This is a genomic window from Arthrobacter bambusae (assembly GCF_022606295.1).
Classification (GTDB): Bacteria; Actinomycetota; Actinomycetes; order Actinomycetales; family Micrococcaceae; genus Arthrobacter; species Arthrobacter bambusae_A.
Genome location: NZ_JAHHZS010000030.1, coordinates 22,867 through 38,115, shown reverse-complemented (window position 1 = coordinate 38,115; position 15,249 = coordinate 22,867). Strand labels below are relative to the sequence as shown.

At 64.0% G+C, this 15,249-nt stretch carries 12 protein-coding genes; 8 read left to right on the top strand and 4 right to left on the bottom strand.

The annotated features are described in order from the left end of the window. Positions 1 to 205: 205 nt before the first annotated feature. From KNN17_RS17620 to KNN17_RS17600, 5 genes are all read left to right on the top strand, one after another. Positions 206 to 1,294 (top strand): PhoH family protein, encoded by a 1,089-nt coding sequence (locus tag KNN17_RS17620; RefSeq protein ID WP_241710227.1) that lies wholly within the window; start codon positions 206 to 208, stop codon positions 1,292 to 1,294. Beyond that, complete coding sequence (gene ybeY, locus KNN17_RS17615) at positions 1,291 to 1,764, top strand: rRNA maturation RNase YbeY (RefSeq protein ID WP_078105121.1); 474 nt, start codon at positions 1,291 to 1,293, stop codon at positions 1,762 to 1,764. The genes KNN17_RS17620 and ybeY overlap by 4 nt, the downstream gene beginning before the upstream one ends. Further along, positions 1,761 to 3,092, top strand: a complete 1,332-nt coding sequence (locus KNN17_RS17610; protein ID WP_078105122.1) for a hemolysin family protein — start codon at positions 1,761 to 1,763, stop codon at positions 3,090 to 3,092. Before ybeY ends, KNN17_RS17610 begins: the two co-directional genes overlap by 4 nt. Continuing rightward, a complete protein-coding gene (era, locus tag KNN17_RS17605; RefSeq protein ID WP_078105123.1) occupies positions 3,076 to 4,038 on the top strand; it encodes a GTPase Era in 963 nt (320 codons plus the stop codon). Before KNN17_RS17610 ends, era begins: the two co-directional genes overlap by 17 nt. 74 nt (positions 4,039 to 4,112) lie before the next feature. Continuing rightward, the gene (locus tag KNN17_RS17600; protein ID WP_241710226.1) at positions 4,113 to 5,690 is read left to right on the top strand and encodes an LCP family protein; all 1,578 of its coding nucleotides are present in this window, start codon (positions 4,113 to 4,115) and stop codon (positions 5,688 to 5,690) included. Between the two features lie 97 nt (positions 5,691 to 5,787). On the opposite strand, the gene KNN17_RS17595 is transcribed toward KNN17_RS17600, so the two are convergent. Then, a complete protein-coding gene (locus KNN17_RS17595; RefSeq protein ID WP_241710225.1) occupies positions 5,788 to 7,740 on the bottom strand; it encodes a M13 family metallopeptidase in 1,953 nt (650 codons plus the stop codon). A 251-nt stretch (positions 7,741 to 7,991) separates the two neighbouring features. Here KNN17_RS17595 and leuA point away from each other — a divergent pair, with 251 nt between their 5' ends. From leuA to KNN17_RS17580, 3 genes are all read left to right on the top strand, one after another. Further along, complete coding sequence (gene leuA, locus KNN17_RS17590) at positions 7,992 to 9,731, top strand: 2-isopropylmalate synthase (protein ID WP_078105126.1); 1,740 nt, start codon at positions 7,992 to 7,994, stop codon at positions 9,729 to 9,731. A 68-nt stretch (positions 9,732 to 9,799) separates the two neighbouring features. Further along, the gene (gene recO, locus KNN17_RS17585) at positions 9,800 to 10,570 is read left to right on the top strand and encodes a DNA repair protein RecO (protein WP_241710239.1); all 771 of its coding nucleotides are present in this window, start codon (positions 9,800 to 9,802) and stop codon (positions 10,568 to 10,570) included. 2 nt (positions 10,571 to 10,572) lie between these two features. Beyond that, the gene (locus tag KNN17_RS17580; RefSeq protein ID WP_078105128.1) at positions 10,573 to 11,391 is read left to right on the top strand and encodes an isoprenyl transferase; all 819 of its coding nucleotides are present in this window, start codon (positions 10,573 to 10,575) and stop codon (positions 11,389 to 11,391) included. 35 nt (positions 11,392 to 11,426) lie between these two features. On the opposite strand, the gene KNN17_RS17575 is transcribed toward KNN17_RS17580, so the two are convergent. The 3 genes from KNN17_RS17575 to KNN17_RS17565 are packed head-to-tail and all read right to left on the bottom strand — an operon-like array spanning position 11,427 to position 15,235. Continuing rightward, entirely contained in the window at positions 11,427 to 12,500 is a 1,074-nt protein-coding gene (locus KNN17_RS17575; RefSeq protein WP_241710224.1) for an alpha/beta hydrolase, read from the bottom strand. Beyond that, positions 12,497 to 13,543, bottom strand: coding sequence for an alpha/beta hydrolase (locus tag KNN17_RS17570; RefSeq protein ID WP_241710223.1), 1,047 nt, complete (start codon positions 13,541 to 13,543; stop codon positions 12,497 to 12,499). Before KNN17_RS17570 ends, KNN17_RS17575 begins: the two co-directional genes overlap by 4 nt. A gap of 9 nt (positions 13,544 to 13,552) precedes the next feature. Next, on the bottom strand, positions 13,553 to 15,235 hold the full coding sequence (locus tag KNN17_RS17565) for an FAD-binding dehydrogenase (RefSeq protein ID WP_241710222.1): 1,683 nt from the start codon (positions 15,233 to 15,235) through the stop codon (positions 13,553 to 13,555). Between the last annotated feature and the right edge of the window lie 14 nt (positions 15,236 to 15,249).

The window sequence follows — 15,249 nt, the reverse complement described above, 5'->3', positions numbered from 1 at the left end:
GTCGATGCCGAGTTGATACCAAAGCGCACGGATCCGCCGCCCTGCAGCCCCGACGGGCACGGCCCGGAACCATCCGGGAGACTGGCTGGCGTAGGATTGAAAGCAATCCGAGGCCCGCGATCCTGCGCCCATCCAGCACACGGACATCGGAGAAAATCGATGGACATCACCAAGCCGGAGGAGCACAGGCCGCAAGGCCAGCACTATGACAGAATCATTGAACGGGCGGCCCAAGGCCGGCAGCGTTGACACAGGTCCGGCCGAGTTCCCGCACTCTGTCCCGGGCGCCCGGACGGAAGTTGTCATCTTCGACAACTCGGATCAGATGGTTCAGACCCTTGGCAGCCATGACGAGGCGTTGCGCTACATCGAAGCCCAGTTCCCCGGTGTCGACTTTCATGTGCGCGGCAACGAGCTCTCCTTCAGCGGCCCGTCAAGCGATGTTCCCCGGATCATGCGCCTCCTGGAAGAAGTCCGCGGCCTGGTCGGCAAGGGGACGGTCATCACACCGGACGTCCTCCAACAGCTCGTTTCCTTGTTGCGCAGCCAGTCCCTGCAGAACCCCGTGGAAATCCTGACCCACAACATTCTTTCGAGCCGCGGACGCACCATCCGCCCCAAAACGCTGAACCAGAAGAACTATGTCGACGCCATCGACGACAACACCGTGATCTTCGGGATCGGCCCGGCGGGCACCGGCAAGACGTACCTGGCGATGGCAAAAGCCGTTCAGGCTTTGCAGCTCAAGGAAGTCAGCCGGATCATCCTCACCAGGCCTGCCGTCGAGGCAGGGGAACGCCTCGGCTTCCTGCCGGGAACGCTGAGCGACAAGATCGACCCGTACCTCCGTCCTTTGTACGATGCCCTGCACGACATGATGGACCCGGAATCGATCCCGCGGCTCATGGCGGCCGGGACCATTGAGGTGGCACCGCTTGCCTACATGCGCGGCCGCACGCTCAACGACGCGTTCATCATCCTCGATGAAGCCCAGAACACCACCGCAGAGCAGATGAAGATGTTCCTGACCCGCCTGGGCTTCGGCTCGAAGATGGTCGTGACGGGCGATATCACCCAGGTGGACCTGCCTTTCGGCGCCACGTCCGGGCTGCGCATCGTCCAGGAAATCCTCAACGGGATCGATGGCGTGAACTTTACGATGCTCGACGCGTCCGACGTCGTCAGGCACCGGCTCGTTGCCGACATCGTGTCCGCCTACAGCATCTGGGATGAAAAGCACCGGGTGCGTGCCCAGCACACGCCCATCCACGACAAACGGGGAGAACACCGATGAGCATCGAGGTCAACAACGAGTCCGGCGTCCAGGTGGACGAGGCACAATTGGTGACGCTTTCACGCTTCATCTTCGAGCGGCTCTACATTCACCCCCAGGCCGAACTCTCCATCCTTTTGGTGGACGAACCCGCCATGGAAAAACTCCACATCGAGCTCATGGACGAACCCGGCGCCACCGATGTCCTGTCTGTTCCGATGGACGAGCTGACGCCGGGAACACCGGGCAAGCCGGCCCCGCAGGGCATGCTGGGCGACATCGCCATCTGCCCGCAAGTGGCCGAGGTCCAAGCGCGCAACGCCGGTCATTCAACGCAGGATGAAATGCTCCTGCTCTGCACGCACGGAATCCTTCACCTGCTCGGTTTCGACCACGCCGAGCCGGAGGAAAAAGAAGAGATGTTCGGCCTGCAGCGTGAGCTGCTGTCCGCGTTCCTTGGCAAGGATGCCCCCATGGAGACCATGCAGTGACATCACTCATCCTGGTCGGGATGGCGTTGGTGTTCCTCAGTTTCGTCGCCCTGCTGACCGCGGCTGAAGCTGCCTTCACTTTCCTGCCGCGGCATGACGCAGAGCAAGCCGTCGTCAAGAGCCGGGGGAATTCGCTCCGCAGCATCCTCGCCCAGCCCGTCGCGCACATCCGCGCGCTGCGGTTCTGGCGGGTCTGGTTCGAGATGGCGGCTGCGGTGGCCGTCGCCGTCGTCATGCACAGCCTCCTCGAGAACGTCTGGCTTGCCGGTTTGGCGGCGACAGGCATCATGGCCGTCATAGGATTCGTTTTGGTGGGTGTCTCGCCGCGCCAACTTGGACGCGCGCACTCGGGAGGCGTGGTTCGCTACTCGGCTCCGCTCATCAGGTTCCTGTGTTGGATCCTTGGTCCCATTCCCGGCTGGCTCGTGGCGATCGGCAGTACGGTCGCACCCGGTGCACCCAGCGGCGATGAAGCTTTCTTCAGCGAGGAAGAATTCCGCGAACTGGTCGACAGGGCCACGGAATCCGACATGATCGAGGACAGCGAGGCCGAACTCATCCAGTCGGTCTTCGACTTCGGAGACACACTGGTCCGCTCGGTAATGGTCCCTCGAACCGACATTGTGAGCATCGAGTCCGGGTCCAGCCTGGAACAGGCCATGGCCTTGTTCCTGCGCTCGGGGTACTCAAGGATCCCCGTCATCGGCGAAAACGCCGACCAGATCCGGGGCATCCTCTATTTGAAGGACGTCGCGGCCGCATTGCACCGCCCCGACCAGCCGTCAGTGCGCCAGGACGTTGACGCCATAGCGCGCGAAGCACGCTTCGTTCCCGAATCGAAGCCTGTCAGCGACCTCCTGAGCGAGCTTCAGCAAGAGTCCACGCACGTCGCGGTCGTCATTGACGAATACGGCGGCACGGCAGGACTGGTGACGCTCGAGGACCTCATTGAGGAGATCGTGGGGGAGATCGTCGACGAGTACGACTCCAACGATGCCGAGGTCACTGACCTTGGTGACGGCACGTACCGCGTCAGTTCCCGGATGAGCATCGACGACCTCGGCGAGCTTTTCGACATAGACCTCGACGACGACGAAGTGGACACGGTGGGCGGCCTCCTGGCCAAGACCCTGGGCAAAGTGCCGATCGTAGGCAGTGCGGTGGAGGTGGATGGGATCTCCTTGAAAGCCGATAGGCTGGAAGGCCGGCGAAACCGGGTCAGCCATATCATTGCGGCAGCCATTCCAAAAGAAGACACTGACCTTGAAGACCTTCTCGACGAGGCCGATACAACGCAACAGGGAGTTCCACGTGAGCAAGCACAATAAGAAGTTCGACGCCGATCAGGACTTCGGCGGCTTCCACGCAGGATTCTCGGTTCTTGTCGGCCGTCCCAATGCCGGGAAGTCCACCCTCACCAACGCTTTGGTAGGCCAGAAGGTGGCCATCACCTCGGCGAAGCCGCAGACCACGAGGCACACGATCCGCGGCATTGTCCATCGGGAGGACGCCCAACTCATCCTGGTGGACACTCCGGGCCTGCACCGCCCGCGCACCCTCCTTGGCAAGAGGCTCAACGATCTCGTCGCGGACACCCTCTCCGAAGTGGACGCCATCGGTTTTTGCTTGCCGGCCAACGAAAAGATCGGGCCGGGTGACAAGTACATCGCAGCCCAGCTCGCCGCCGTCGGACGCAAGCCCATCATCGCCTTGGTCACCAAGACCGACCTGGTGGACCGCCAGGCGCTGACCGAGCAGCTCTTGGCGGTCGCCGCCCTGGGCCGCGAAGTCCTCGGCGAACAAGGCTGGGCCGATATCGTCCCGGTTTCGGCGACCGACGGCTTCCAGGTCAGCACTGTGGCCGACGTCCTCATCGGCCACATGCCGCCTTCCCCGCCGCTCTACCCGGACGGTGAACTCACCGATGAACCGGAGGCTGTCATGGTGGCCGAGCTTATCCGGGAGGCAGCTCTGGAGGGCGTCCGCGACGAACTTCCGCACTCCTTGGCTGTGGTGGTGGAGGAAATCCTGCCCCGCGAAGGACGCTCGGAGGACAACCCGCTCCTCGACGTGCGGGTGAACCTGTACGTTGAGCGCCCGTCCCAGAAGGCCATCATCATTGGCAAGGCCGGAAGCCGGCTGCGCGAGGTCGGAACGAACGCCCGCAAGGGAATTGAGGCCCTCCTGGGAACCAAGATCTACCTCGACCTGCACGTGAAAGTGGCCAAGGACTGGCAGCGCGACCCGAAGCAACTCGTGAAGCTGGGATTCTAGCCGCTGGGGAATTTCCCAGATTGGGCCCGTAAAATGGTCCGAATCCCATTTTCCGAGGAAAGGTTGAGCAAGTCGTGCGACGTCGCGATGCACGCGTACAGGAGCCCGGCACCGGTGGTGCCCGCGGCGCTGCACGCCACGGGGAAGCTCCCGGCACCCCCCGCCACATGAATGCTCCCAAGGGCCTCCCGATCTGGCTCAAGGTCACTGCCGCCACGGTCTCAGTGTTGTTGCTCGGCGGTATCGCTTTCGCCGCTTACTGGGTTATCCGCTTGCAGTCGAACATCAGCACGGCACCGTTGTCGGCAGGCGCACCGAGGACCGAGGCCGCAGCAAACGACGCCACGGACCGCCTGCAGATCCTCATCCTCGGTTCCGACACCAGGGATGGGAAGAATTCGCAATACGGATCCACGCAGGATTCCACGGGCTATGGCCAGTCGGACGTCATGATGCTGCTCGACATTTCGGCGGACAACAAGAGGGTCAGCCTCACCAGCATTCCGCGAGACCTCCTGGTGGATGTCCCGTCATGCACCGATCCCAAAACCGGCACCGTATATCAACCGCACTCCAACGTCATGATCAACTCGGCCATGGCGGAAGCCGGGATCGGTTGCGCCGTAGACACCGTGAACAAGCTCATGGGACTGCAGGTCGACCACTTCATGATGGCCGACTTCAACGCCGTCAAGGAGCTGTCCAACGCCGTCGGCGGAGTCAACGTGTGCGTGAGCGATGCCGTATACGACCCCGATTCAGGCCTCCGGCTCCCCAAGGGAACATCGAGCGTCCAGGGGGAACAGGCCTTGGCCTTCCTCCGGACCCGCCACGGTTTTGGCGACGGAAGCGACCTCGGCCGCATCCAGGCGCAACAGGGCTTCCTCTCCTCCCTGACCCGCAAGATCAAGTCCGACGGAACGCTGGGCAATCCGCAGAGCCTGCTGTCCATCGCGGATGCCGTGACAAAGAACCTGACCGTGGATGAAGGCCTGGCGTCGGTCCAGTCGCTCCTGACCATCGGCAGCCGCCTCAAAGACGTCGACCTGTCCAAGGTCGCGTTCGTTTCGGTTCCCACCCAGCCCGCCGCCGTCGATCCCAACAGGCTCGAATTGGTCCAACCGCAGGCTTCCCAACTCTTCGCCGCCATGCGTGCGAACCTGGACCTGACCACCCCGGGGGCTACCGCCGCTCCATCGGCGGGTCCCACGCCTGCGGCATCGGGCGCGCAGTCCAGCAGCGCGGCACCGGCGCCGCCTGTTCCCGCCGTTCCCGCCTATGACAAGGCCCTTCAGCCAGTGACCGTTGCCGACGGAACAGGCGTCGCATCCCGCGGCCAGGAGATCGCCGCAGCTTTGGCCGGTGGCGGATTCACGAAAGCCGCGCACTTCCTTGCGGCCGCCGTACCGAAGACCGTTGTCTATTACGGGGCCGGTTATGCCGACGTCGCTCCGGACGTCGCGAGCCTCCTCGGCATCCCGGCTTCGCAAATCGAACCATCGACGGGTGTGGTCGGTGTCCAGGTCTATATCGGCAGTGACTTCGATTCCGGGACCAAGTACGGAGTGGCCTCCGTACCATCCAACGTCGTGAAGCAGACTGCAGGCGACGTGAAATGCCAGGCGGTCAACCCGGCACTCATCGCGAGATAGCAACACGGGAAAGACCCGGGACGCAGCGAAGGGAGCGGTCTCCACACGTCGCGTGGAGACCGCTCCCTTCCGTTTAGCGTCGCCGCCTACCAGATGGCTACCAGATACTGACCCGGTCCTCGGGCGACAGCCACATTCCATCCCCGGGTTCCACTGCGAACGCGTCGTGGAACGAGTCGAGGTTCTTCGCGATGGCATTGGTTCGGAACTCGTTGGGGGAGTGCGGGTCAGTCGCGACGCGCCGGATGGCTTCCTCAGGACGGATGACCTGGCGCCAGCCGGCCGCCCAGGACATGAAGAAGCGCTGGCCACCGCTCAGTCCTTCAAGAACCGGCGGCTCCGAACCGTCGAGGCTCAGGAGGTAGGCCTTGTAGGCGATGGTCAGGCCACCCAGGTCGCCGATGTTTTCGCCGAGCGTGAGTTTCCCGTTGACCTTGTGCTCGGGCGCGGCATAGGGGGCAAGGGCGTCGAATTGGGCCACGAGTTTCGCCGCGAGCCCTTCGAAGGCCTTGCGGTCCTCCTCGCTCCACCAATTCCGCAGCGCCCCGCTCCCGTCGAACTGGGAGCCCTGGTCGTCGAAGCCGTGGCCGATTTCATGGCCGATGATGGCGCCGATGCCTCCATAGTTGACCGCGTCGTCGGCCTCCGCCGTGAAAAAGGGCGGCTGCAGGATCGCAGCTGGGAAGACAATCTCGTTCAACATCGGGTGGTAGTACGCGTTGACCGTCTGCGGGGTCATGAGCCACTTGTCGAGATCGACCGGCTTGCCGACCTCATCGAGGTGCCGGTCGACGTCGGCGTTGTGCGCCCGCTCGACGTTCCCCAGAAGATCGCCAGGGTGAATGTCGACGGCGGAATAGTCGATCCACTTGTCCGGGAAACCAATCTTGGGCCGGAAGGCCGCGAGCTTTTTCAACGCTTCCGCTTTGGTGTCCTCGCCCATCCAATCGAGCGCCGTGATGCTCTCGCGGTAGGCCTCGATGAGTTTGGCAACCAGAGTCTGCATCCTGGCTTTGTAACCCTCAGGGAAGTGGCGCTCCACATAGATTTGGCCGACGGCCTCGCCCAAGGCGGCCTCGACGACGGCGACGCCGCGCTTCCAGCGGTCCTTGTTCTGCGGAGTGCCGCTCAGGGTGGTGCCGTAGAAATCGAAGTTCGCGTCCACGAACCCCGAGGAGAGGTAGGGGGCGGCGGCATTGAGCACACGAAGGGCCAGCCACTCCTGCCATGTGGCAAGCGGCTCGGACTCGACGAGGGCAGACGCGCCGGTGAAGAAATCAGGCGTGCTCACCACCAGCTCGGCGAATTTGTCGCCTTCGATCCGGGCCGAATCGAACCATGCGTCGAGGTACGGGAAAAGCTCCCGGCCCTCTTCCACGGTCTTGAGGTTGTACGTCTTCTGCGGATCCCGCAAGGTGACGTTGTCCCAATGGTGCGAGGCGAGTGCTTTTTCGAGGGCGACAACGCGCGCGGCAGCACCGTCGGCGTCGGGAATTCCTGCCAGCCCGAAGAGCTTGGCGACATATTTCGCATAGGCGCTGACAATGCCTGCGAACTTCTCGTCCCGGTAGTAGGACTCATCGGGAAGCCCCAGGCCGCCCTGGCCGATGTACAACAGGACCCGGTCCGGGTTCCCGGCGTCGGGAGCCGGGTAGATCGAGAAGAGGCCGGAGACATCCGAGCGGAACAGCCGCCCGGTCAGGGACACCACGCCGGCGGGCGAAGTAGTCGCAAAAACCTCCGCGAGCCTGTCCCGGACAGGCTCCATGCCCCTTGCTTCGATGGCTTCCTCGTCCATGAAGCTGTTGTAGAGCTCGCCTACCTTGCGTTCGATGCCGCTGGCGTCCTCGCCCTTGGCGGCAGCTTCCTCGATGATCGCTTTGACTGCCAGTTCGGCGCCGTCCCGCAGGGCCGTGAACGTTCCCTCAAGCGGGCGGTCGTCAGGGATCACCGTCGACTTCAGCCACGCACCATTGACGTGCTGGTAAAGGTCGTCCTGCGGCCTGACGCTTTCATCGATGTTGGACAGTGTGATCCCCGACTGTGGCACAAGAACTCCTTCGGAAGACGAGCGGAACCGGCTCACAACCGTTCCCGCGTCTGCATAGTGGACGTTGCATCTGGTATTGCATTGTCATCATACGCACCCGTGTTAGTGTGAAATGGTGCGTGCAGGAATGCTTCTCCTTAGCTGCCGCGGCGGGGCCTCGAAGGCGATCATTCGCTAGGCCAACCCTCGCTGCGGAGTTAGCTGTGCCCGGCCAATCTTCCATCAAAGATTAAGAGAAAAGGCCCCAAGTCATGCGCAACGCACAAAAGCCCTCCGGAATGCCCATTCACCGGTACCTGCCTTTCCAGGACCAGATCAATGTCGAGCTCCCGGACCGCACCTGGCCGGACAAGGTCATCACCAAGGCTCCGCGCTGGTGCGCTGTGGACCTCCGTGACGGCAACCAGGCCCTGATCGACCCCATGAGCCCTGCCCGCAAGCTGAAGATGTTCCAGCTGCTGGTCAAGATGGGGTACAAGGAAATCGAAGTCGGCTTCCCGTCCGCTTCGCAGACCGACTTCGACTTCGTGCGGCAGCTCATCGAAGGCGGTCACATTCCGGATGACGTCTCCATCCAGGTCCTGACCCAGGCACGTGAACACCTCATCGAGCGCACCTACGAATCCCTCGTGGGCGCCAAGCAGGCAATCGTCCACCTGTACAACTCAACCTCGGTTCTGCAGCGCCGCGTCGTGTTCAACCAGGACGAGGACGGCATCCTGGACATCGCCCTCCAAGGTGCCCGCTTGTGCAAGAAGTACGAGGAAACACTCACGGATACCCACATCACGTACGAGTATTCGCCGGAGTCTTTCACCGGAACCGAACTTGAGTACGCAGCGCGCGTTTGCAACGCGATTGCCGACGTTTTCGAAGCATCCGCGGACAAGCAGGTCATCATCAACCTGCCCGCTACCGTGGAAATGGCCACCCCGAATGTCTACGCGGACTCCATCGAATGGATGCACCGTAACCTGCATCCCCGTGACGGCATCATCATCTCCCTCCACCCGCACAACGATCGCGGGACGGGCGTTGCCGCTGCAGAGTTGGGCTATCTGGCCGGCGCCGACCGCATCGAAGGCTGCTTGTTCGGCAACGGCGAGCGGACCGGCAACGTGGACCTGGTCACCCTCGGCCTGAACATGTTTGTCCAGGGCGTCGACCCGATGATCGACTTCTCCGACATCGATGAAGTCCGACGGACCGTGGAGTACTGCAACCAGCTGCCGGTTCCCGAGCGTTCCCCGTATGGCGGCGATCTGGTGTTCACGGCGTTCTCCGGCTCGCACCAGGACGCCATCAAGAAGGGCTTCGAAGCCCTCGAAAAGGACGCTGCCGCTGCCGGCAAGGCCGTGGACGACTTCACGTGGCAGGTTCCGTACTTGCCGATCGATCCCAAGGACCTGGGCCGCAGCTACGAGGCAGTCATCCGCGTCAACTCCCAGTCCGGCAAGGGCGGCGTGGCGTACCTGCTCAAGAACGAGCACAGCCTGGACCTGCCGCGCCGGGCCCAAATCGAGTTCTCCGGCGTCATCCAGCACCGCACCGACACCGTGGGCGGCGAAGTCAGCGGAGCCCAGTTGTGGGCGATGTTCCAGGACGAGTACTTGCCCGCCAGCACGGCCGACGGCCAGTGGGGACGCTATTCGCTGGGTTCCATCCGCACCGAAACCGATGAGTCCGGCGAGCTCACCCTGCACGCAGCCCTGCGCATTGACGGCACTGTAGTTCAGCGCACCGGCGCCGGCAACGGACCGATCGCGGCCATGCTGGACATCTTGCGCCAAGACGGCGTGGACGTCCGCGTCCTGGACTACTCGGAACATGCGCTGTCCGAAGGTGGCAGCGCCACCGCCGCGGCGTATGTGGAATGCGCCGTTGGCGAGCGGGTTCTCTGGGGTGTGGGCATCGATCCCAACACGAGCACCGCAGCGCTCAAGGCGGTCATCTCTGCCGTCAACCGTGCCATCAGGGCCGTCCGGGCATAGCCATGTGCCGTGCGGCGCCGTCAACACGGCGCCGCACGGCTTCACCGGACCTGAGAAGGCCCGGTGTGGTGCGAAGATTAACTGTGGCCAATCCTTCGTCGTTTGCAGCGCGCTCCTATCGGGACGATGCCGTCGTGCTGCGCACCCACAAGCTGGGCGAAGCGGACCGCATCATCACCTTGCTCACAAAGCACCATGGACAAGTCAGGGCGGTTGCCAAGGGCGTACGGCGCACCAGCAGCCGGTTCGGCGCCCGGCTGGAGCCGTTCATGGTCGCTGACCTGCAACTCGTGTCCGGCCGCACCTTGGATATTGTCACCCAGGCGGTCGCCAAGGGAGCCTATGGGAGCTCGATCGCCGCCGATTACTCCCGGTATACCGTTGCAGCCGCCATGACGGAAACGGCGGAGAAACTGACCGACGCCGACGCCGATTCCGGAACGGCCCAATACAACCTGCTTGTCGGGGCACTAGCTGCGTTGAGCCGTTCCGACCACCCGCCGGAACTCATTCTTGATTCCTACCTGCTCCGCGCTTTGGCAACCGGAGGCTGGGCACCCAGTTTCACGGATTGCGCCCGCTGCGGGGCGAGCGGTCCGCACACGGCTTTCTCCGCTCCTTTGGGCGGAATGATCTGCAACGACTGCCGCCCGCCCGGTTCGCCGGCACCCGCTCGCGAGACCGTCGTCTTGCTGGGCGCGCTGCTCACGGGGGACTGGGCTACCGCGGATAGCTCCGAATCCTTGCACCGCCGCGAGGCCGCCGGATTGGTGGCGAGCTACCTGCAATGGCATCTTGAACGAGCATTGAAGTCCCTCAAACATGTGGAGCGAAGCTGAAAGTGGCACTGGGAAAAAAGAAGACGGCAACGACGCGGACCGCGCCGGTGAAGGCCCCCTACCACCATCCTTCCGGCGCCAGGCCGCCGGCCATCCCCGCAGAACTGATACCGCAACACGTCGCCATCGTCATGGACGGCAACGGCCGCTGGGCGAACCAACGTGGGCTGCCGCGCATCGAGGGCCACAAGGCAGGGGAGCCGGCCCTGCTGGACGTGATGGCCGGGGCGATCGAACTGGGCATCAAATATGTCAGCGTCTATGCTTTCTCCACCGAAAACTGGCGTCGCTCTCCTGAAGAAGTGCGCTTTCTCATGGGATTTAACAAGGACGTGCTACGTCGGCAACGCAACCAGCTCGATGAATGGGGGGTGCGGATTCGCTGGGCGGGGCGGCGGCCCAGGCTGTGGGGTTCCGTCATCAAAGAGCTGGAGGATGCCGAGCAGTTCACGCGCGGCAACGACACCTGCACTTTGACCATGTGTGTTAACTACGGCGGCCGGGCCGAGATCGCCGATGCCGTGGCCGCGATTGCCCAGGATGTTGCCGATGGCCGCCTGAAGCCGGGTTCCGTCACCGAGAAGACCATCCAGAAGTACCTCGACGAACCGGACCTTCCGGACGTCGATCTGTTTCTACGGAGCTCCGGCGAGCAACGGCTCTCGAACTTCCTCTTGTGGCAATCGGCCTACGCGGAGTTCGTCTTCATGGACACGTTGTGGCCCGACGTCGACCGCAGGACGTTGTGGGACGCCGTCGAGATTTACGCCAAACGCGACCGCCGCTACGGAGGCGCCGTAGACGCTGCCGCACCCCGCTGACTGCGGCAAGGAATTGGCACAAGCGTGCCAACCGCTCAGTCCGGGTACGAAGCCAACCAGATGGCAACGTCCCTGTAGGCCTGCTGCCGGACGGTGCGCCGTGACAGGAACACATCGTGGAGCGCACCCGGATAGCGGAACACCGCAGTCCGGCGCCCGAGGCCCAGCGCCCGGCGGGCCGTCTGCTCGACGTCGATCACGGCGTCGACGCGCATAAGCTCCGCGGTCCACTCAGCCTGGATCCGGGTCCGGCCGGAAAGCAGCACGAGCACCGGAGCGTCGATATTGAGTTTGCGTTCGACGGCGGCGTGGCCCGCGAGGACTGCCTTGGTCCACCCTGCGCGGATCGGGAAGGAAGCGCGCGGCCGCCATTCCGGGTCAAGGGTCCATTCGCCGTGGGCCAGGTTGCTCACGCTTTCCCAGTAGGCGGGCATCTCCGGGAACCGGAAGGGACGCTTGGGGTCGGTACGGGCAAACGGCTCCACGACGTGCATCGCGATGCTGCGGATCAGGCTGCTGCCTTGGAGCTCCAACCACGGCGAATTCAATGTCAGCGTGGCAATGCGGCCGGGATTCCGGTCCGCCCACAGCGCCGCGATCAGGCCGCCCAGCGAATGGGCCAGGAGGTGGATTGTAGGTTCCTCCACGCTGCCCGTCAGCTCGGCAACATCCTGCCGGATCGCGCGGAGGGCGGCATCAAGGTCTTCGTCATAGACAGAAAGGTCAGTCGTGTAGCCGGGGGTCTGGCCCGGCCGCAGGCTTCGTCCGAACTTCCGCAAGTCAAGGGCATAGAAATGGAAGCCCGAGGCGCCCAGGAACTCAGCCAGTTCGGTCTGCATGAAGTAGTCGGCCCAGCCGTGGAGGTACAGCACCACCCTCGGCGGCCCCTGGCTGACAGGAACGACGCTCCGGCGTCGGCGTCGGGTGAATGCCGTCAAGGCATCCAGGAGCCCGTGCGGCACCGACGGTGCCGCCACGGGACGGACGTGCCGGACGAGGGTGGCGCAGGCGGGTCCCTCTTCGTCCGGCGGGAGTTCGAGTTCCAAGGCCTCGAACCCGCCCCCCAGAAAGTCCTGTTGCCAGACTGGCAACCCCAGTTCCGTGGTCATGGCGTTTCCCCCGATTGTCCCAGTTCGCGGCCTGCCGGAGGTTCCGTCCGCGGCCCGCTGGTGATGTACCCGTGAATCCAGCGGGCAAGCCTGTCATAGGCATCCGCGCGTACCGGACCGGCCGACAAGAAGACGTCGTGGAGGCCGCCATCCACCCGCTCCAGGGTGACCGTACGGCCCAGGGTCATCGCCCGGACGGCCATGGTGTTGACGTCCAGCACGGCGTCCGAGTGCCGCATGGACTCCTGCCAGACCATGCCGTTGGCGCTGGCTCCGGAAATCAGGACCAGGATCGGGATGTCTATCCTCAGCCCGCGGGCCACCCTCGTGTGGCCGCTGAGGACCGCACTGAGCCAACCGGCCCGCATGGGGAAGGCCAAGGGCGGACGGTACTTTTCGTCCAGGAGCCATTCGCCTTCGGCCGAGCTGCTGATGCTTCGGAAATAGAAGCCGCGTTCGGGCAGGCGCAGGATCGTCGTGGGTCGGAATCGCGCGAGCGGCTTCACCATGGTCTGCGCGGCGCGGCGGACCACGGAACTTCCATGCATTTCAAGCCACGGGCTGTTGAGTACGAGGTACTGAACAGAGCCAGGGTGGCTGCTGGCCCACAGAGCGGCGACGAGACCCCCGGTGGAATGTCCCATGAGCGTCAAAGAACCGGGCTCCTGGCCATGCTGACCGGCGGAACGGATCATGTCGATGGCCTTGCTGATTTCGGCGTCGTAGTCGTTCAGGTGCTCTACGTAACCGCCAGGACTGTCCGCTTGCAGGCTGCGGCCATGGTTGTGCATGTCCAACGCGTAGAAACGGAAGCCTTGTGCCGTCCAGAACTCCGCGAGGGCGACGTTGAAAAAGTAGTCGCTCCACCCGTGCAGGAACAGGACCGAGCGGTCGGCCGGAGGGGGAGAATCACAGGGGTTGCCGGCACCTTGGCGCGGAACATGGCGGACCAGCGTTGCGCGCCGGACCACTCCGTCAGGTCCAGCCGCCTCGAATGCGCAACTTTCGAAGTCCGCACCGAGGATGTCGGTCTGCCACTCCATGGGAACAGCTTAGACACTCGCCGCGGCATCGCGCCCGGCTGCGCGACCGGAGAACAGGCACCCGCCGAGGAACGTTCCTTCCAACGCCCGGTAGCCATGGATTCCTCCTCCACCGAAACCGGCAGCCTCACCAGCCGCGTACAAGCCGGGGACCGGAACGCCGGAATCGTCGAGCACGCGCGAGCGAAGGTCCGTTTGAAGTCCGCCGAGGCTCTTGCGCGTCAAAACGGAGAGCCGGACGGCCAGGAGGGGACCGTGTTTCGGGTCGCTGAGCCGGTGCGGAGGGGCAACACGCATGATCTTGTCGGTGGCGAAACGCCGGGCCGCCCGGATCGCGGCAAGTTGTGGATCCTTGCCCAGCCCACTCGCCACTTGCAAATCCCGATCGTGGATGAGGGAATCGAGCCGGGCGGGATCTATGAGCGCTGAACCTGTCAGCGCGTTCATTTTCGCGGCGAGCTCGGCGGCCGTTGGAGCTTGCAGGAAATCCACGCCACGGTCCAGGAAGAGGCGCAATGGAGAGTCGCTGCCGGGTTTGAGCCTGGAAACAAGGAGCCTGATGTCCTTGCCAGTCAGGTCCGGGTTCTGTTCCGAGCCGGACAGGGCGAACTCCTTCAGCGCGATGGTGCGGTTGCACACGAACCACGAATGTCCGTGCCCGCCCGCCAGGATATGCCGGAGGGCTCCCAGCGAATCGAAGCCCGGAAACAGCGGGGCGGGCAACTGCCTGCCCGTCGCGTCAATCCACAGCGCCGACGGACCGGGCAGGATGCGGATGCCGTGCGAAGGCCACACGGGGGAGTGGTTGTGGATGCCTTCGGGGTAGTGCCACATGCGGTCTCCATTGATGAGCCGCCCGCCGGCGGCTGCAGCGGCAGCGAGGAACTCGCCGTCGACCGACGCGGGTACACCGCTGAGCATGTGTTCCGGGGTGCTCCCGTCCGGCCATTGCCTGCGCACCATGGCATGGTTCCCGCCGATCCCGCCGGTGGTCACGATGATCGCGCCGGCGGTCGCCTCAAACCGCCCGACGACGGTCCTTGGCGATGCTTCGCCGCGTCCGGCTCCGGACGGCTCAAGAATCTCGCCGCTGACCCCTGTGGCGCGGTCCGCCGTCGTCGTTATTTCCGTGGCGCGATGCCGGAAGTGGAAGGACACCCTTCCGCGGGCCTCGCCTTCGTTCACTTTTGCCAGGAAGGGCTGCACGACGCCGGGTCCGGTGCCCCACGTGACGTGGAACCGCGGGACCGTGTTGCCGTGGCCTTGGGGACCATAACCGCCCCGTTCGGCCCACTGCACGAGCGGAAAGATCCGCACGCCAAGGGAGCGCAGCCACCGGCGCTTCTCGCCGGCGGCGAAATCCACATAGGCCTCCGCCCACAACCGGGCCCACGACTCCTCCGGCCGGTCAAAGGCAGCCGACGCCAGCCAATCCCTCAAGGCGAGTTCGGCACTGTCCTTGACACCCAGCCTCCGCTGCTCGGGAGAATTGACCAGGAACAGGCCGCCGAAAGACCAATGTGCCTGGCCGCCCACGGAGGCCGGCGGCTCCTGGTCCAAGACCGCAACGCGTTTGCCGGCGGCGTAGGCGTGGGCCGCGGCGACCAGCCCCGACAATCCCGCACCGATAACGATGACATCGGCTCTGATGATAGCCTCGGAGTGAACTCCATCACGTGGATTGCTCGGCATTCGTACATGCTACC